At 36.9% G+C, this 17,546-nt stretch carries 17 protein-coding genes and 1 riboswitch; of the genes, 12 read left to right on the top strand and 5 right to left on the bottom strand.

The genetic code is table 11. From position 1 onward, the window contains the following. The first annotated feature begins 496 nt into the window (after window positions 1–496). Window positions 497–1,432, top strand: coding sequence for an LCP family glycopolymer transferase (locus MOK21_RS13385; RefSeq protein WP_249074495.1), 936 nt, complete (start codon window positions 497–499; stop codon window positions 1,430–1,432). Between the two features lie 343 nt (window positions 1,433–1,775). Here the strand turns inward: MOK21_RS13385 and MOK21_RS13390 are convergent, their stop codons facing one another. After that, window positions 1,776–3,077: an MFS transporter gene (locus tag MOK21_RS13390; RefSeq protein WP_249074496.1), complete on the bottom strand. Its 1,302-nt coding sequence runs from the start codon at window positions 3,075–3,077 to the stop codon at window positions 1,776–1,778. A 523-nt stretch (window positions 3,078–3,600) separates the two neighbouring features. Between MOK21_RS13390 and MOK21_RS23780 the strand changes: the two genes are divergently transcribed. Together MOK21_RS23780 and lepB are read left to right on the top strand one after the other, a co-directional pair. Next, window positions 3,601–3,729, top strand: coding sequence for a hypothetical protein (locus MOK21_RS23780; protein ID WP_283164702.1), 129 nt, complete (start codon window positions 3,601–3,603; stop codon window positions 3,727–3,729). Between the two features lie 248 nt (window positions 3,730–3,977). Then, entirely contained in the window at window positions 3,978–4,538 is a 561-nt protein-coding gene (gene lepB, locus MOK21_RS13395; protein ID WP_249074497.1) for a signal peptidase I, read from the top strand. A gap of 517 nt (window positions 4,539–5,055) precedes the next feature. Here lepB and MOK21_RS13400 read toward each other — a convergent pair. Continuing rightward, on the bottom strand, window positions 5,056–5,268 hold the full coding sequence (locus tag MOK21_RS13400; RefSeq protein ID WP_249074498.1) for a hypothetical protein: 213 nt from the start codon (window positions 5,266–5,268) through the stop codon (window positions 5,056–5,058). 211 nt (window positions 5,269–5,479) lie between these two features. Continuing rightward, a riboswitch (purine riboswitch) is annotated at window positions 5,480–5,579 on the top strand. Between the two features lie 65 nt (window positions 5,580–5,644). Here MOK21_RS13400 and MOK21_RS13405 point away from each other — a divergent pair. Continuing rightward, window positions 5,645–6,835 (top strand): MFS transporter, encoded by a 1,191-nt coding sequence (locus MOK21_RS13405; protein ID WP_249074499.1) that lies wholly within the window; start codon window positions 5,645–5,647, stop codon window positions 6,833–6,835. A gap of 496 nt (window positions 6,836–7,331) precedes the next feature. Further along, window positions 7,332–9,938, top strand: a complete 2,607-nt coding sequence (locus tag MOK21_RS13410; RefSeq protein WP_249074500.1) for a cation-translocating P-type ATPase — start codon at window positions 7,332–7,334, stop codon at window positions 9,936–9,938. A gap of 52 nt (window positions 9,939–9,990) precedes the next feature. On the opposite strand, the gene MOK21_RS13415 is transcribed toward MOK21_RS13410, so the two are convergent. From MOK21_RS13415 to MOK21_RS13425, 3 genes are all read right to left on the bottom strand, one after another. After that, on the bottom strand, window positions 9,991–10,476 hold the full coding sequence (locus MOK21_RS13415; RefSeq protein ID WP_249074501.1) for a DUF3231 family protein: 486 nt from the start codon (window positions 10,474–10,476) through the stop codon (window positions 9,991–9,993). A gap of 466 nt (window positions 10,477–10,942) precedes the next feature. Continuing rightward, on the bottom strand, window positions 10,943–11,230 hold the full coding sequence (locus MOK21_RS13420) for a hypothetical protein (protein ID WP_249074502.1): 288 nt from the start codon (window positions 11,228–11,230) through the stop codon (window positions 10,943–10,945). A gap of 142 nt (window positions 11,231–11,372) precedes the next feature. After that, the gene (locus MOK21_RS13425; RefSeq protein ID WP_249074721.1) at window positions 11,373–12,047 is read right to left on the bottom strand and encodes a cupin domain-containing protein; all 675 of its coding nucleotides are present in this window, start codon (window positions 12,045–12,047) and stop codon (window positions 11,373–11,375) included. A 299-nt stretch (window positions 12,048–12,346) separates the two neighbouring features. Here MOK21_RS13425 and MOK21_RS13430 point away from each other — a divergent pair, with 299 nt between their 5' ends. The 7 genes from MOK21_RS13430 (at window position 12,347) to uxuA (ending at window position 17,545) form a co-directional block, all read left to right on the top strand. Then, window positions 12,347–12,568, top strand: coding sequence for a transcriptional regulator (locus MOK21_RS13430; RefSeq protein ID WP_249074503.1), 222 nt, complete (start codon window positions 12,347–12,349; stop codon window positions 12,566–12,568). Continuing rightward, a complete protein-coding gene (locus MOK21_RS13435; RefSeq protein WP_249074504.1) occupies window positions 12,565–13,824 on the top strand; it encodes a Y-family DNA polymerase in 1,260 nt (419 codons plus the stop codon). The genes MOK21_RS13430 and MOK21_RS13435 overlap by 4 nt, the downstream gene beginning before the upstream one ends. A gap of 56 nt (window positions 13,825–13,880) precedes the next feature. Beyond that, complete coding sequence (locus MOK21_RS13440) at window positions 13,881–14,219, top strand: YolD-like family protein (protein WP_249074505.1); 339 nt, start codon at window positions 13,881–13,883, stop codon at window positions 14,217–14,219. Continuing rightward, window positions 14,212–14,559, top strand: coding sequence for a YhjD family protein (locus tag MOK21_RS13445; RefSeq protein ID WP_249074506.1), 348 nt, complete (start codon window positions 14,212–14,214; stop codon window positions 14,557–14,559). The genes MOK21_RS13440 and MOK21_RS13445 overlap by 8 nt, the downstream gene beginning before the upstream one ends. Before the next feature lie 322 nt (window positions 14,560–14,881). After that, window positions 14,882–15,835 carry a sugar kinase gene (locus MOK21_RS13450; RefSeq protein ID WP_308221930.1) on the top strand — a complete coding sequence of 318 codons (954 nt, stop codon included), beginning with the start codon at window positions 14,882–14,884 and terminating at the stop codon, window positions 15,833–15,835. A 12-nt stretch (window positions 15,836–15,847) separates the two neighbouring features. Then, a complete protein-coding gene (locus MOK21_RS13455) occupies window positions 15,848–16,468 on the top strand; it encodes a bifunctional 2-keto-4-hydroxyglutarate aldolase/2-keto-3-deoxy-6-phosphogluconate aldolase (protein WP_249074508.1) in 621 nt (206 codons plus the stop codon). A gap of 12 nt (window positions 16,469–16,480) precedes the next feature. Then, window positions 16,481–17,545 (top strand): mannonate dehydratase, encoded by a 1,065-nt coding sequence (gene uxuA / locus MOK21_RS13460; RefSeq protein WP_249074509.1) that lies wholly within the window; start codon window positions 16,481–16,483, stop codon window positions 17,543–17,545. Window position 17,546 lies beyond the last annotated feature (1 nt).

Consider the following 17,546-nt stretch of genomic DNA (forward strand, 5'->3'; position numbering starts at 1 on the left):
GAGAAACCGCTGTTGGTAAAGAAATACACCAACAAGTATGCTCTGTTCCCAAGAATCTCCCACTTCAATCAGGCCGTAAGGTCGATAAGTGGGGGTAGTTCAAGAATAGTATTATTCTACTTTGTACAAGCATGTGCAAAAGTACGTTCGTTTACTTTTAGTATAATGATTAATCTTATAATGACGTCTGCCAAAAAGGCTTAGGACAATGTAAAAGCTGTCTTGAGCCTTTTTCTACTGTTATTTACAAAGGCAAAACCTTCACCTAAAATCTGCAGTCTCATGGGTCAATGGGGACAAAGATTGCTACTTTCGTATAAAACTAGTGGGATCATATAAAGATGTTAGCTGGAAAGGGATAGTATGTCGGTATTTGGTAAATACTAGTGTACGTCTTTTTTTCGTCCAATATGCATATAATTAGACTATATTAACTTTTTTCCAACTTAAAACGTCAAAAAGAGGGGTAAATTTTTTTGCAAGAGAGGACTTATGTATGGAAAAAAATATGAAACGCTCTAAGAAAAAGAAGAGCAAGAAGAAAATTTTACTTTGGATAGTAGGTGCTTTATTAACAATTTTTTTAATTTTTATAGGTACTGCTTATTACACTATCCAAAAGACAATGAATAAAATAAATACACCATTAATGGAAACGACAGGTGATGAAAATAAAGAACAAAAAATAGTTACGAAAAAAGACCCGTTTTCTGTGTTAATGCTTGGGGTGGATGAACGTAAAAATGATAGTGGACGTTCAGATACGATGATAGTCATTACGGTGAACCCTGAAAAACATACGATGAAGATGCTTAGTATACCTCGAGATACTCGTACAGAAATTGTTGGCCATGATTCCGTCGATAAAATCAACCATGCCTATGCATTTGGAGGCGTTCCAATGGCGGTGAATACGGTGGAGCATTTTTTAGATATACCTATTGATTATTATGTGTTTATTAATATGGAAGGCTTCCTGCAAATTATCGATACGATTGGTGGGGTAACGATTGATAATGACATGGATTTAACTTACAATTCCTACCATTATCCGAAGGGGGAGATCACTTTAGATGGTGATAAGGCATTGATTTTCTCTCGGATTCGTTATGAAGATCCACGTGGTGATTTCGGTCGTCAAATTCGCCAACGACAAATTATTGAAGCTGTTCTAAAAAAAGCCTCGACGACACCTTCTATATTATTAAAGGCTACAGATTTGCTTGATGTAGTAGGAGAAAATGTTCGTATGAATTTTACGATGAAGGACTTAGTCCAGCTACAAAGTATTTATAAAAAGATGGATAGTAATATCGAGCAGTTGTCATTCAAAGAGGGAAATGGCAAAAAGATTGATCATATATGGTATTTTATTCCAGAAGAGACAGAGCTAGAAAAAATCAAATCGGATTTAAAAGCTCATTTGCAATAAAGACTTTGTGACAATTGCTGAAAATTTTTTGACAATGAAGGGAGGGAGATATATGAATGGGAGGACCCAGGTGCTTAGGTATACAGCTGTAAACAATTGCATGCAATGCTATGTGCCTAAGCGTAAAGTTCAAAAAAATCCTGTCAGTTCAGCTATGCGTCACTTACAATTATTGTGCTTAAAAATTTTCATGTGAAACATAAAAAAATCATTCAGGTAGGGTGCATGCCTAGTTGAATGGTTTTTTTATGTAACTTCCCCCAACGTTAGAAAAGAAATTCTCATGTAAATAGACCGCAAAGCTTTCTTCAAGAAATGCTTTGCGGTCTATTGATGTTTTGTCTTAAGGTTTTTGCACTAGAACCTCGTTTGCTAGTATCTCTTCTTCTCCTAGCTCTCCCTTTTTTTCCGATATTTCTCCTTTTGGATCGTTTTCAAAAGTATCATACATTTTCTCTTTAATGAATAGTGCAGGAATTAACCCCATGAATGCATAAGAGATACCTAAGACAGCTAGTCCAAATCCAATTGATTGTGTAGTAGCGATAATTCCAATAAGGATAGGAGCTATAGCTGCACCTACTCTTCCTGTATTATAAGCCGCACCTACAGCGGTTCCTCTAATATGAGTTGGGAAGCTTTCACTTAAATAAGTAGCATTTACACCATACGGCGCTCCATATACGAAACCTAGAACAGTCATTAAAATAATGATGTTTCCTGGTGTTTGATAAAAATAGATGACGGGTAGCATGACCGCTGTAGATAGTCCTGCAAGCACGAAAACCCCACGACGACCTATTACATTGGCAACCCAACCAGCAAGTGCCTTACCAAGAATCGATGCTGTATATGTGCCAATTAAGTAACCTGTCATTTCTTTGAAATTAAAGCCTAATTCTTTCACAATATACGTTGGTAACCAAGTACCTACTCCATAATATCCGAATTGCAATAGGGAAGACGTTAATATCCATAACAGAAAGATGGTAAAAACTTTTTTATCCCTAAACAACGCCAACCATTCATTGGATTTCTTAACTTTAGATGTTTTAACTTGTTTTTTAGCCAACCTCCAACCAGTTGGTTCGGGTACTTTTACTCGAATATAAATCGCCACAATTACTGGGAAGATTGAGATTAAGAATAATGGTCTCCAACCATAGTCAGGGAGAATAGCGCCCGCTAATAAAACAGCGACTAAATATCCCAATGAATAGGAAGAACCTAATACGCCCATAATAGTTGCTCTATGTTTAACTTTTACATATTCAGCCATTACCATTGTGGCTAATGAATATTCAGCGCCCATACCAATTGCTGATATGAAACGAACAATAATAAATTGTTCATATGTCTGTACAAAAGCTAAGAGAGCGGTTCCAATTGAGAATAATATCATCATATAGGTCATCATTTTAACGCGACCAAAGCGGTCAGATAACCAACCACCTAATATCCCACCAAGTGCCATCCCTAATAGAGAGAAAGTACTGATCCAGCCAGCAGCCTTAGTGTCTAAGACGAATTCGTCCATTAAGCTCGGCATTGTTAATGACAGCATTTGGATATCCATACCATCCACTGTTAAACCTATAAAACTAGCTACAAATACAATTTTCCATAGATTTGAGTTCTTTTCCATAACATATCTCCTCCGCATTCCTAGGTTGTTTTAAAAGAATTACACATGAAGATTCTGTATAGAATGTTTTGGTAGATGGATTTAATAGTTTCGTTTTCTAGTATATAAATGTCAAGTAGAGGCCAATACATAGGGGGCGATGATACTTTTGAAGATTTGCATCTCCTACTTGTTAACCGCGAATTATAATTCTAAATGTATAGCAATGAAACCAAAACATTTATTACCTTATTTTACTAATTATACATTTTGTTGAGTTCTTTTCAAATAATTTAGAATATTCAACTTGTTAGAGTGGTTGGAATCACGGGTTTTAGATTGCAGGTTTTGTTATTCAACAAACTGTAAAGGAGAGGATTGTTAAAGGGGAATGTATACAGAAAGTTTGTTCATAGTTTAAAGATTTGTCCGTATTCTAAAGCGTCCTTTTTATATTAGCAACGTAAGGATTCCTTCCGTAGTGTTTGAAAAATCAGAAAATTGATGTATAATTTTATTAGAAATGGTTGAGGGAGTGATTGTGATGATTATAGGCACAATTTTGATTGCTGTTGCATTACGTACAGGTATTGTTTTAGCAATAGACTTATTTAATAGCAGCATCACTCTACTACACAAAGTAACCATTCATACTCGAAAAACAAAAGAATAGGATGCACCTAGGCAAAGCTATAAAGTAGCTTTGTCTATTTTTGTGGCTGTTGAAACGGATCAGCAACGCGTTTTTTGTGACCAAGAGCTACTCTTTGAACACCTTCAGAAAAGCGCCTAGTTGGAACGAAAATACCTCACGTTAGGGTGATTAACCATTTTTGTGAACTTGAAACAATTTATGTGATTAATTCGTCAATATACTGCAGAAAATGTTATACTATAAAAAAACAGTATCGGGGAATGAGCATGCAAGAAGAGAGAACAAGTAGTTTCAAAAAAGAATTAATATCCTATCTTAAAATCATTGTCATTACAGCTATTGTTGTTTTAGGCTGTAAGCAATTTTTATTTGCGCCGATTAAAGTGCAAGGGGCTTCTATGTACCCAACTTATCATGATAAAGATATTATTATTGTAAGTAAAATGAGTAAAATTGAACGCTTTGATCAAATAGTCTTCCAATCACCAACAGAAGATGAATTATATATTAAACGAGTGATTGGTCTTCCAGGTGATACAGTTGAAATGAAGGACGATGTTTTGTATGTAAACGGCAAAGCATATAAAGAAGATTATGTGAATCGTCAAACAGATGATCCGAATCAATTACGTATTACAGAAAATTTCACGTTAGAGCAATTAGTAAAAGAAAAAAAGGTTCCTGAGGATATGTATTTTGTACTTGGTGATAACCGTTTAAAAAGTTCCGATAGCCGCCACTATGGTTTAATTTCTAAAGATGCCATCTATGGTGAAGCTAAACTAACATTATATCCGTTTAATCGTTTCCATATTGGTCCAAAATAAGTGAAAAAAGAGGCTACGATGAGTGAGGGTACTGAAAAACTTACGGTTTTATAATAGCGAACTTTTTCAGATAAAAATAAGGCACTTCTTGTTCAATTTTGAACAGGAAGTGCCTTATTTCTGTCTTTATTTTTTCGTTTAGTAGCTTTAATATACGTAGATAGCCATGTATGGACTTAAGTTAAGAGTTTCTTGATTTGAAATCATCAGAGGACCACCTGCACAATTCTTTTAAAGGAAAGCGCGACTAAAATAACAGTATGATACATTGCGTTGTTTGGAGAAGCATCGCTCGACTCCTGCGGGAAAGCGAGACAGACGAGACCCCGCACGAAGCGAAGCGTAGGAGGAGGCTCGGCGCTCGCCCGCGGAAAGCGAGCGGAATGCTTCGGAAAACAACAGTAGAGTCATAATGCCATATGAAAAAAGCGAGGTATTCGACGATTAACCGCTGAATACCTCGCAATGTGAGAAAATATGGACTTTTTCAGTGCCCTCCGATGAGTAGCTTCTTTTTTCATTTTTTGTTTGCTGGTAATGCTGTGCAAACTTTATAAGTGGGGTAATAGACACAAACTGTTGAATTTTCAACCGTTTCTTTTATGGGGATTTGCTGTTTGCTCACACTAGGAGAATTGATTGCTTGTTTATCGATTGAGAGCCCTTCTGTTACTGGTTCTACACCATAAAACAACAATAAAAAATAGCATACTAAACCTACTATACGCAAACAATCACCTCGCAATGTTCTGTTATATTAGTATGTATGGTCAAACGTAAAAAAATATAAGTAAAATCTGAAATTTCTCTCTTTTGCAATGGATTTTTTTTATTGGGTAAACTTTACATTTTTGTATGTGAACTAATTTTATGGATGATCAGGAAGAGAGAGGTGAGACAAATAAAAAAATCTTGTCATGCAAAATTCAATATGCTAATATAGCTAACGTAAATATTTGATCTGTATAACCTCAATGATATGGATTGAGGGTCTCTACCAGGAACCATAAAATCCTGACTACAAAAATTTGCTTCATTTTTGTAGTCAGGATTTTTTTATTTAAATCTCCCTACAAAAATGAAAGTGTAAAAGAAGGGTGATTATTATGAATTGGAGAGTGTATATTCTTGCCGTTACTACTTTTGCGGTAGGATTGGTGGAATTAATTGTCGGTGGTATATTACCAACAATTGCGGAGGATTTAAATGTGTCCTTAGCAACAGCGGGACAATTGATTACACTATTTGCTCTTGTCTATGCAGTATCTGCGCCTGTCCTTTTATCATTAACCGCAAAAGTGGAAAGGAAGCGCCTTTATCTTATTTCTTTATTTATCTTTACTTTAGGTAATCTTATGACGTATTTTAGTACGACATTCTTGATCGTTATGATTGCTAGAATTTTTACAGCGATGAGTACTGCATTGGTCATCGTCTTATCTTTAACGATTGCCACAAAAATTGTTGAACCAAGACATCGTGCAAAAGCTTTAGGACTTGTTTTCATAGGTGTAAGTTCGGCACTTGTCATCGGTGTGCCTGTGGGGATATTTGTGTCAGAAGCATTTGGATGGCGAGCGATATTCTTGGGAATAGCGCTTCTTTCAACGGTATCTATGATTCTTATTGCGTTATTGCTTGAAAAAATGCCAGTTGTAGAAGTTGTCCCATTAAAGGCTCAAATTAAATCATTAGCGAATTTAAAAATCTTAAGTGCACAATTAACAACACTGTTTATGCTGGCTGGCCATTATATGCTTTATGCATATTTAACGCCATTTTTAGTAGAAGCATTTGATATGAGTGCCTCTTGGATTAGTATTTGTTATCTAATCTTCGGAATAGCGTCTGTCAGTGGGAATGCTCTTGGTGGTTGGCTAAGTGACAAAATTGGTACGGGTAAGGCGATTCTAATTGTTGTATCTACATTTGCCGTTGTATTATTTAGTATTCCTTACACAATTGTTGCTTTTCCACTCTTTTTAGTCGTGACGGTTTTATGGGGTGCGCTTAGCTGGGCACTTACACCTCCGTTACAAAATTATTTAATACAAACTGATCCAAAAACGTCTGATATTCAACAAAGTTTAAACACTGCTGCATTACAAATCGGTATATCCATCGGCTCAGCTCTTGGTGGAGCTATGTTTACTATTACAGGATCTGCTAAGCATTTAGCTGGCTTTGGTGCCATTTTAGTTTTATGTGCTCTAGGCTGTGCTATTTTCTCTCTAAAAAGATCACCTGTTTCACATGGGACTGACTTAGGGATGAAATCCGCTCACAACAACTCATAGTTTATCGTCGCCAATAACGAAAGACACTAAAACAATAAAATAATTGCAAGCTGGCCTATAGGGGTCTAGGCATGTGACGAAGGGCATTTGGAGTAGCCATATTCCAAATGCCTTTTTTTGTGCTCATGGCTAGTATGAGGATATTATTTGTGAGGATGAAGAAAACCCACTGATTCTTATAGTATATTTTCACCTATAAACAAATATTTAATTTCTATATCGATTATTATCATACTGGAATAGGACAAGGAATAGATTGTTGTAGTTAAAGTATTTTAGGGACTCGAGTAGATAGAGAGTCTAATGATTCAATACTATTTTTAGGATATATAAGTTTCTCTCTGCCTAAGATAGATAATTCAAAGGAGTCTACTGATGGGAATCTAACGTATTAACTAATAACAGCACTTTCATCTGAATTAGTCCAATGAAAAAGAATTCGGGATAAGGTGGCTGCTGTGAGTTACTTAATAATTTCAAATGGAGGGGGAATCGAATGTCAGACTATCATCAACAATCATCAGCTGAAGTGATGAAAACTTTGAACGTGACAGATCAAGGATTGAGTGATTATGACGTTCAAAAGAGGCAAGAAGTATACGGCTATAATGTATTAAAGGAAGGAAAAAAAACAAGTGCATTTGCCGTTTTCTTTGGGCAGTTTAAAGATTTATTAGTCATTATTTTAATCATCGCTGCTTTCGTTTCATTCCTATTAGGTGAAGTAGGAAGTACGGTTGTCATTATGATTGTCGTTATATTAAACGCTATCCTAGGCACTGTGCAGCATGTCAAGGCAGAACAGTCTTTGGATAATTTAAAAGCCCTGACCTCTCCGATTGCCAAAGTAATGCGGAACAATCAGCTCATAGAGATTTCTTCGGAAGATATAGTGATTGGAGATCTTCTTTATTTAGAGGCTGGCGATTATATAAATGCAGATGGGCGATTATTAGAAAGCCATAATTTGCATATTAATGAAAGCTCGCTAACAGGTGAATCTATCGCTGTAGCGAAGAGTATCGATCCTATCAAGGAAAGCAATGTAACTGTTGGTGATAAAAAGAATATGGTGTATTCTGGAAGTTTTGTGACAACTGGTCGTGGTATAGTCATGGTAACAGCTATCGGAATGCAGACTGAAATCGGCAAAATTGCAAACTTACTAGATACCGCGAAAGAGAAGAAAACACCGTTACAAGTAAGCTTAGATCATTTCGGAGAAAAATTAGCTTTAGGGATTACATTAATCTGTTTAGCGATTTTCGTGATTGACCTTATTAGAGGACGTGCGCTTGTAGAATCGTTTATGTTTGCTGTTTCACTTGCTGTTGCAGCAATTCCAGAAGCACTAAGTTCGATTGTTACCATTGTGCTTGCTTTTGGGACGCAAAAAATGGCAAAGCAAAATGCCATTATTCGAAAGCTATATGCTGTTGAAAGTCTTGGAAGTGTATCTGTTATTTGCTCAGATAAAACAGGAACATTAACTGAAAATAAAATGGTTGTACAAGAAGTATATGTGGATGAAAAAGTTATTCCACATAATCAACTACGCACCGAAAATGCACTTGAGAAAGATTTGATGTTAAAGGCAATACTATGTAGTGATGCTGTGGCAAGGGACGGTAAGGAAATCGGGGATCCTACGGAGGTTGCACTCGTAAAATTAGGGAAGCAATATGATTTTGATGAACTGCTAGTAAGAAATCATTATCCAAGAGTGGCCGAAATCCCATTTGATTCAGATCGAAAGCTTATGAGTACTGTCAATACTATTAATCAGCAATCTATCATGATTACAAAAGGAGCACTAGATGTCCTTCTTCCTAAAATTATCAAAATAGAAACTTCAAAAGGTGTATTTAATATTACAAAACAACAGCGCCAAAAAATTGAAGAAGTAAATCGCGAATTTTCTATGAATGGGTTAAGGGTGCTAGCTGTTGCCTACAAAGAGGTAAGAGAAAATCAAGCAATCGATGTAAAGGCTGAAAAAGATTTAATCTTTGTTGGTTTAGTCGCAATGATGGATCCTCCAAGGCAAGAATCTAAAGGTGCGGTTGAAAAATGTATAAAAGCTGGTATCAAACCGGTGATGATTACAGGGGACCATAAAATCACGGCAACGGCTATTGCCAATCAAATCGGCATTTTAAATGATCCCTCTGAAGCAATTGAAGGGCATGAAATTGAAGGCCTAACAGATCAACAGCTTCAAGAAAAGGTTAATGATTTTTCAGTTTATGCCCGAGTAACACCAGTTCAAAAAATCCGTATTGTTAAAGCATGGCAGGAAAAAGGACATGTTGTCGCTATGACAGGAGATGGTGTTAATGATGGCCCTGCCTTAAAACAGGCCGACATTGGTGTGGCAATGGGTGTTACTGGCACAGAGGTCGCTAAGGATGCCTCCTCTATGATACTTACGGATGATAATTTTTCAACAATTGTGAAGGCTATTGCAAACGGTAGGAGTATCTATACGAATATAAAAAATGCAATTTTGTTCTTATTATCTGGGAATGCAGGTGCCATTTTCGTTGTTTTATATGCAACAATATTAGGTTTACCAGTTCCTTTTGCGGCTGTGCATTTATTATTTATTAACTTACTAACGGATAGTTTACCGGCGATTGCAATCGGTCTAGAGCCGAACAATAAAAAAACAATGAAAGACAAGCCACGAAATATTCATACACCATTATTAAATAAAGCATTTATTACTCAAGTGGTGCTTGAAGGATTACTAATTGCCATTTCTACAACTGTTGCTTTTGAGATTGGATTGTCAACAGGAGATACTTTAACGGCGAGCACTATGGCGTTTACAACATTATGCCTGTCACGATTAGTGCATGGTTTCAACTCCAGAGCTAAAGAATCGATCTTCGCCATTGGACTATTTTCGAATAAATATACTTGGCTTGCATTTTTAATCGGTTTCTTAAGTTTACACGCAGTATTGTTTATTCCGATGCTTACAAGTGTATTTGAAGTTGCCACATTAAGTCCCGCACAATTAGGCTTTATGTATAGCTTGTCTGTACTACCGTTCCTTGTGAATCAGTGGTACAAGCTGTTGTTTGTGAGAAGGCGCTAAGAAGGAAAAGACATTGAAGCTCTCGTTTTGTTGAAACGAGAGCTTCTTAACATTACTTTGTAGCAGGGGCCAGTAGCCAGCCTTTGTCATTACTAAGCCGTACTAGCTTTGCGCCAAGTATGGCATACCTCATATGAAGTTCTCCATATTTTGCAGTATGCTTCTTCTTAACAGACATTTCTAAAGCCTGACTAACTGAAATAAGTGACGACGCTATATTCATCGATAAAATGCTGCTGATTTCTGCATCATTAATAGCCTTTTTTCTTCGGGGATTGCTCATCTTTAACTTACTGTAATCGATTGATGTAGTAGGGGCAAGCACCCCATTTTCCTCTAATACCGCCATTAGCTGTTTATTTTCATCTTTTAAACATTGCACAAAATCCACGATAATAGTCTTCAACTTTTTATTAACAACGTGCTTGAAAAATGCATGATTTGAAGCTATATAGCCATTATTAACGCCAAGCTGCGCCCAAATCTCAAAAATTCCCTTATAACGTAATGATGTTAGATTTCCATTTACCAATTCCATAGTGACACATCCTAACTCTCGTTCATTAATTATGAGATTAGGGTGTGTTAATAAATGGATTTCTAATCATTTTTTACATTGATAAAAACTGAAATTGTTCCGATAAAACGAGAAAATATTCCGATAAAAGCTAAAATTGTTCTGATAAAATGAGATTTTGTTCCGATAAATCTTCAAAAAATTCATTTGAAAATGAATTCATCACAATACGTATTCCTGCCAGATTGCAGACAAACGTTACTTCTGATTGACGTTTTAATAAAAATTATAATGCCATTTCGCTTATGATGAAGAGCTGTTGATTTTTCACGGAGAGTGGCGACTCCTGCGGGATGAGCTTGAGCTGAAAGCCCCGCAGGAACGGAGTGACGAGGAGATTGAAGCCAAGCCCGCGGAAAGCGCCAGCTCGTAGTGAAAATCAACCTTTGTTGATTGTTTTACATTATTTGTAGATAAGCTGAAAGGTTTATTCCTTTAATTTCTTTCTTTTAAAACTATTAATGGTTGTTTTTAAGGCAGCAAAGTTGCCAATAGCTGCGTAACCATAAAAAAAGCCCATAAATATTCCTGCAATAAGATTGTGTTTATGGCTAATGAAGATAGAAATAATCAAGCCAATAGCAAGGGCGATCGCGGGAACATATTTAGGCTGAACATGCAAAAATACCTTAATGAGCTGTGTAATAATTAACACAGCTGGAACGGCTATTAGAGCATCCCAAAAATTCGTATGGATCACTGGAAATAATTCCATTTTTTACACCTCTTTTAGTAATAACGAAGCTATGACTTTAATATATAGATTTTCCGTTTTATTTATTTTTATGCGATGAAAGGTGTAGCGCTTATGATGTTGGATCATACATTCGATTGCGATTTTCGTTTTTTGACTATGCTTAATAATAAGAGCCATAAGGATTTATATATGGATAGCGATATGGCGGATAGGGATTCATAAATTGTGAAGGTCTATACTTATTTTTATGTTTATGATGAGGATCTTTTTGATCTTTTTTCTTCTCAGCAGTTGATTTTACACGGTTGCAGTCTTTAGGTGGACCAATATATGTTGATGGCACAATAGGCTCAATTGTTTTCTTCCACTGAGCTTCATCTAAACAATACGTGTGAGCCATCACATTGGAAGGTGTAAATTTCAATATATCTGAGCCTAAAATAACTTCGGGAGTTGGCGCATCAAAAATAGCTAGTAAATGCGTGTCATTCTCAGTAGCAATTTCATAATGCCACCATCCTTGCGGTACATTGGCGACTTGGCCAGGCTCGATAGGATAGTTTTTAATCTCTTTTGTAAAGGGATTAAATATAGAAACAATGGCAGCACCGGAAATACAATAAACAAGTTCTGATGCATTTTGATGATAGTGAGGCTCTATCACCTTATTCCTACTTAGAAAAATATCAAGCAAAGATATATTTTCTAACGTATTTAATTGTTCTATACCTAGAACATTAATAAAATTTCGATCATCTTTTTTAAAAAGAGTACTGTCATTTACATCAGAGGTGAACTGTGTTGACGGTGAAGTATAGTCAATATTTGAGCTAATACTTACATCCTTTCTCTCATTATTTTTCAATACATGTCTTAAGCACAGAATATGTATAAAGGTATTTTAGGCTTACACAAATGCCCATCATCTTCATTCAGTGAATGTTTTTGCAATTACGGCAAGGCGTAATTGATTTGTATGGAGCCACTCAAGCCCTCCCTTAAAAATTAACTAAAATTCCCTCTTCTAATTAAGAACGTACGTGCGTATAATAAGTTTACGAACGTTCGTTCTGTTTTTGAGGGATAGCCCTGTTGAGGTCAGTGCATATAACAGAGTGAAAAGGAGCAACTAGGATGAAAGAACAGTTAATAAAAGCAATGCAGCGCCAACAAGTAGTTAGCATGATGTATGTAGCCAAGTCGGGTGTCATTACGAAAAGGCGTGTAAAAATCATAAAGATCGTTGGTGATTCCTTTACGGCATTTTGCTTTACGAGGCAGGCAAAGCGTACGTTTATTATTAACAATGTTCTAGCAATATTGCCTGTTACACATCGGAAGCGTGAGGTGATATGAATTACGACAATCTGCCGCACAAGGACATTTTTTGTATTGACATGAAGTGCTTTTACGCAAGCTGTATGGCAATGCTAGAAGGTTTAGATGTCTTGAAAGACCCTATTGCAGTCATTGGCAATTTCGAGCAACCCGGTAGTGTCGTACTAGCAGCCTCGCCGGTGATGAAGGAAAAATTTAAAATCAAAACGGGAAACCGCCGTTATGAGATACCTAAGCACCCAGATATTAAGCTTTTTGAACCTAAAATGTCATTTTTTCTTGACATGTCTATGGCGATCACTCGCCTTATAGCTCAGTATGTACCTACTGAGGCGATTCATGTTTATAGCGTCGATGAAAGCTTTGTGGATTTGACAGGTACAGAACAACTTTGGGGTCCGCCAGAGGAAACGGCCAAAATGATTCAACAGGCGATTTACGAACAATTCCGTATTTCTTCTGCAATTGGTATGGGACCAAACATGCTAATAGCTAAATTAGCGTTAGATTTAGATGCGAAAAAAACGGGCTTTGCTAAATGGACATATGAAGATGTTCCTAAAAAACTTTGGCCGGTACGACCTCTGTCTGAAATGTGGGGCATCGGCAAACAGATGGAAGCGAACTTAAAAGCAATGGGCATACAAACAGTTGGTGGATTGGCTAATGCGGATTTAGAAGAATTAGAAAAGCGCTTCGGTATTATGGGCAATCAATTATATTACCATGCATGGGGGATTGATCTTTCCACATTAGGAGAGCCTTTAGTGACGAATTCAGCGTTAAGCTTCGGTAAAGGGCAAATGTTAATGAGAGATTATCACACTCGAAAAGAAATTGCTGTCGTACTACTTGAAATGTGTGAGGACGTTATGAGGCGAACGCGTGAAGCGGGGTATGTTGGTCGTACAATCAGCTTAGGACTTTCCTATAGTCGAAATGCTATGACAAAAGGATTCCACCGCTCTAGAACGATTGCAGTGCCAACAAGTGAAACGCTAGTTATGTATAAAACTTGTCTAGAATTACTGGATGAGCACTTTGCTGGCGAGCCAGCACGTCAATTGTCAGTTAGGATAACGAACCTAGAACCGGCGTGCAGCATCCAGTTGGATTTATTTGATGAGCGCAAGGAGCAACGACAAATAATTGGCCACGTTATGGATGCCATTCGAAGAAAATATGGAGCAGTGTCATTACTAAGGGCGGCTTCTTATACAAAGGCTGGCACAGCAATTACACGTAATCGCTTAGTAGGCGGGCATTTAGCGTAAGGGGGAATGAGATAAGACGAGATAGAGGAACGATTAAGAATTCGAGGAGTGTTGACATGATACGTGACCGTGGATCAATGAAGTGGACGGCGATGATGCTTCCTGAGCATCTTGGCCTCATTAGAGAGTGGAAGCAAGAGCAGTTTTACGATAAAAAGAGAGAATTAACCGAGTGGGAGTTAGAGGAAATAGAACAGACGATACAACGTGCTTTTAAAATGCAAAAACGGATTACGTTAACGCTGTGGAGCAACAATCATTTACAAGACGAGACAGGGCTAGTTACAGGAACTGATACAGTCAAAAAGGAATTGTTACTAGAGACGGATGTAGCTATCAAACGTATTGCACTTGATGAAATCCAAGACGCAAAGATGGTGGATGTTGATGATTAATGGTGGGGATCGCAGTGTATTGTATGAGTTTATTAAATTAGATATGGCCATCAGGTCATTACAGCAAGACTATTCATCACTTGAAAAGTTAAAAATGTCCAAAGTCTACATCCGTATTGTAGAAGATTTATTAAAAGATATAAGAAATGATTTTTACAATAAAAGACGATTTCTAGCTAATAAAAATATTGCTGTTGTGAAATGGGTTAAAATTGATGAATATTTCAGCGATGTAATCGTCAAAACAGCAGGCGAAGATGAAGTGCTTCGTTATGCCAATCAAGCTCTAAAAGCACAGGTAGAGGAGCTTATTCATAGCCGTATAAACAAATTCTTGTAGAATATCAAATTTGCATGCAAAGAATTTTATGCCATTTGACTATAAGTGAAAATAAAAAAGTAGCTTTAAATAATTAAATATACAAAAAAGCTGTGAAGAGATTTTTCTTTATAGCTTTTTTGCATTTAAACATGAATACATATGGTTACTATTTGTTTGTAGTGTTTATTCATGATTTAAAGGTTCTAGAAGATTACATCTACTTTAGAAGAAACGATAGTTCATTCTATTAATCTAAATAATCAGATTATTATTGCAACACGGAAAATTTCGTGATAGTATTAATAAAACGTTTTACTAAAACGTTTTATTAAAGAAGGGAATGAAAAAATTGAGAAATAAACGAATTGCAACGATAGGTGATGCAATGGTCGTTTTTAATCCATCTAAAACAGGTCCTCTACGATTCGTTCCTTCCTTTGAGCGAGCGGTAGGTGGTGCAGAATTAAATTTTGCAATAGGTATTACACGTTTAGATATGGAAGCAAAATGGATTAGTTGTATTGGAGACGATGAATTTGGCAAGCTGATTTATAATTTTGCCCGTGGCGAAGGTGTTGATGTATCACATGTAAGACAAACACCACATATACCAACTTCTATTTACTTCAAAGAAATTAGGGAAGGAGGTGCAGGTAAATCGTTTTATTATCGCAATCCATCACCTTTACTTGAGTTAACGGAAGAACATTTAGATGAGACAGTACTGGATGATGTGGATTTATTACATATTAGTGGTGTGTATTTAGCGGTCTGTGAACATAACATTAACGTCGCATTGAAATTAATTGGTTTAGCTCAGGCAAAAAATATTCCTATATCCTTTGATCCGAATTTACGATTAAAGTTATGGACTATAGAAGATGCCCGTGCAGTATACGAAAAAGTGTACCCATCAATCAATCTCCTTCTAGCAGGACAGGATGAATTTGAACTTTTATTTGAAGGGCGTACAGTCAAAGACGTTCAAGAGAGTTACAAAATAGATGAAATTATTATTAAAAAAGGTGAACATGGAGCCTCAGTTTATACAACTACTGAACAGTATGAGCGAGAAGCATTTTCCGTTCATGCGATTGATACCGTTGGAGCAGGGGATGCGTTTGATTCAGCTTATGTATATAGCTATTTAAATGGTTATGATATTCCGGAAAGGCTGCGTTTAGCAAATGGTGCGGGAGCACTTGTAGCGATGATTAAAGGAGATAATGAGGGTCTTCCATCATTACGAGAATTAAAGCAATTTATCGGTGATGAAAAACTAATTGAGCGTTAGGAGTTGTCAGGAATGCAAAAAATCGAAATTTTGAAAGCGTTATCAGATGCAAAAGTTGTAGCCGTCGTTCGAGGAAGCTCACCTGAAGAAGCAACAGAAATTTCAAAAGGTGCAATTGCAGGTGGCATTCGAGCAATTGAAATAACGTATACCACGCCTTTTGTAGGAGAAACATTTAAAGCGTTACGTAATTGTGATGCATTAATTGGTGCTGGGACGGTATTGGATGTTGAGACTGCGCGCCACGCGATTTTAAACGGTGCGAAGTTTGTTGTTAGTCCAAGCTACAATGCTGCCATTGCAACAATTTGTAATCGCTATAGCATACCGTATTTACCAGGTTGTATGACGATTACAGAGATGGTGACAGCTCTTGAAGGTGGAAGCGACATCATTAAATTATTCCCGGGAAATCAATTTGAGCCAAACTTTATTAAGACCGTTAAGGGGCCGTTACCACATGTAACGATTATGCCTACGGGCGGTGTTGGTTTGGCTAATATGAACGAATGGTTAGAAGCGGGGGCAGTCGCGGTTGGTATTGGTAGTGATTTAAATAAAGCATATAAGAAAGATGGTTATGCGGGCGTTGTTGAACGTGCAAATGCATATATAGAAAAATTATCAAACTAGGAGGTAATTAATATGAATATGACGTTTAGATGGTATGGTCGTGGCAATGATACAGTGACATTAGAAGAAGTGAAGCAAATTCCGAATGTGAAAGGAATTGTATGGGCACTACATCACCTACCAGCCGGAGAAGTATGGACAAAAGGTGCCATTCAACAAGAAGTCAATTATATTCAATCTTTCGGATTCCATACAGATGTTGTGGAAAGTGTTAACGTACATGAAGACATTAAATTAGGACTACCGACTCGTGATAAATATATTGAGAACTATAAGCAATCGATTCGTAATCTTGGCGAGAATGGCGTGAAAGTAATCTGTTATAATTTCATGCCAGTATTCGATTGGACGCGTACAGACTTATTCCATCCTTTAGAAGATAGCTCAACTGCCCTTTATTTCGATAAGGAAAAAGTAATGAATTTAGATCCTCAGGAACTTGTGAATGAAGTAAGTGCTTCTTCGGATTTAACGCTTCCAGGATGGGAACCAGAACGATTAGCCCGACTTTCAGAATTATTCGAGCAGTACAAAGAAGTAGATGAAACCAAGCTTTGGCAGAACTTAGCCTACTTTTTACAAGCAATTTTACCAGTAGCAGAAGAATCAGGTATTCAAATGGCGATTCACCCAGATGATCCACCGTATTCAATCTTTGGTTTGCCACGAATTATTACGGGAGCAGAAAGCTATGAAAAGTTAATCAGAATTTCAGATTCAATGGCGAATAGTTTTACGTTCTGCTCAGGTTCAATGGGTGCAGATCCACAAAATGATATGGTAGCTATTGCTGAAAAATATGCATACCGTGCTCCATTCGCCCATATTAGAAATGTGAAAATCTTGGAGAATGGTAGTTTCTTTGAAACTTCACATTTTACATCGGATGGTTCAATAGATATTAAAAATATTGTCCGTACATTAAATCAGCAAAACTTTGAAGGCTATGTACGCCCAGATCATGGTCGTCATATTTGGGGAGAGCAGTGTCGTCCAGGTTACGGCTTATATGACCGAGCACTTGGCATTATGTATTTAAATGGTCTTTGGGATGCTTATGAAAATCTAAAGAAATAGG

Source organism: Lysinibacillus sp. BPa_S21 (assembly GCF_023337795.1).
In the GTDB taxonomy this organism is placed as follows: Bacteria; Bacillota; Bacilli; order Bacillales_A; family Planococcaceae; genus Lysinibacillus.

Coding starts and splice junctions, on each gene's coding strand:
- MOK21_RS13430 (WP_249074503.1), top strand. CDS start 12,347: ATGAAAGAACAGTTAATAAAAGCAATGCAGCGCCAACAAGTAGTTAGC.
- MOK21_RS13405 (WP_249074499.1), top strand. CDS start 5,645: ATGAATTGGAGAGTGTATATTCTTGCCGTTACTACTTTTGCGGTAGGA.
- MOK21_RS13440 (WP_249074505.1), top strand. CDS start 13,881: ATGATACGTGACCGTGGATCAATGAAGTGGACGGCGATGATGCTTCCT.
- MOK21_RS13455 (WP_249074508.1), top strand. CDS start 15,848: ATGCAAAAAATCGAAATTTTGAAAGCGTTATCAGATGCAAAAGTTGTA.
- MOK21_RS13410 (WP_249074500.1), top strand. CDS start 7,332: ATGTCAGACTATCATCAACAATCATCAGCTGAAGTGATGAAAACTTTG.
- MOK21_RS13390 (WP_249074496.1), bottom strand. CDS start 3,077: ATGGAAAAGAACTCAAATCTATGGAAAATTGTATTTGTAGCTAGTTTT.
- lepB (WP_249074497.1), top strand. CDS start 3,978: ATGCAAGAAGAGAGAACAAGTAGTTTCAAAAAAGAATTAATATCCTAT.
- MOK21_RS23780 (WP_283164702.1), top strand. CDS start 3,601: ATGATTATAGGCACAATTTTGATTGCTGTTGCATTACGTACAGGTATT.
- MOK21_RS13435 (WP_249074504.1), top strand. CDS start 12,565: ATGAATTACGACAATCTGCCGCACAAGGACATTTTTTGTATTGACATG.
- MOK21_RS13445 (WP_249074506.1), top strand. CDS start 14,212: ATGATTAATGGTGGGGATCGCAGTGTATTGTATGAGTTTATTAAATTA.
- uxuA (WP_249074509.1), top strand. CDS start 16,481: ATGAATATGACGTTTAGATGGTATGGTCGTGGCAATGATACAGTGACA.
- MOK21_RS13420 (WP_249074502.1), bottom strand. CDS start 11,230: ATGGAATTATTTCCAGTGATCCATACGAATTTTTGGGATGCTCTAATA.
- MOK21_RS13385 (WP_249074495.1), top strand. CDS start 497: ATGGAAAAAAATATGAAACGCTCTAAGAAAAAGAAGAGCAAGAAGAAA.
- MOK21_RS13450 (WP_308221930.1), top strand. CDS start 14,882: ATGAAAAAATTGAGAAATAAACGAATTGCAACGATAGGTGATGCAATG.
- MOK21_RS13415 (WP_249074501.1), bottom strand. CDS start 10,476: ATGGAATTGGTAAATGGAAATCTAACATCATTACGTTATAAGGGAATT.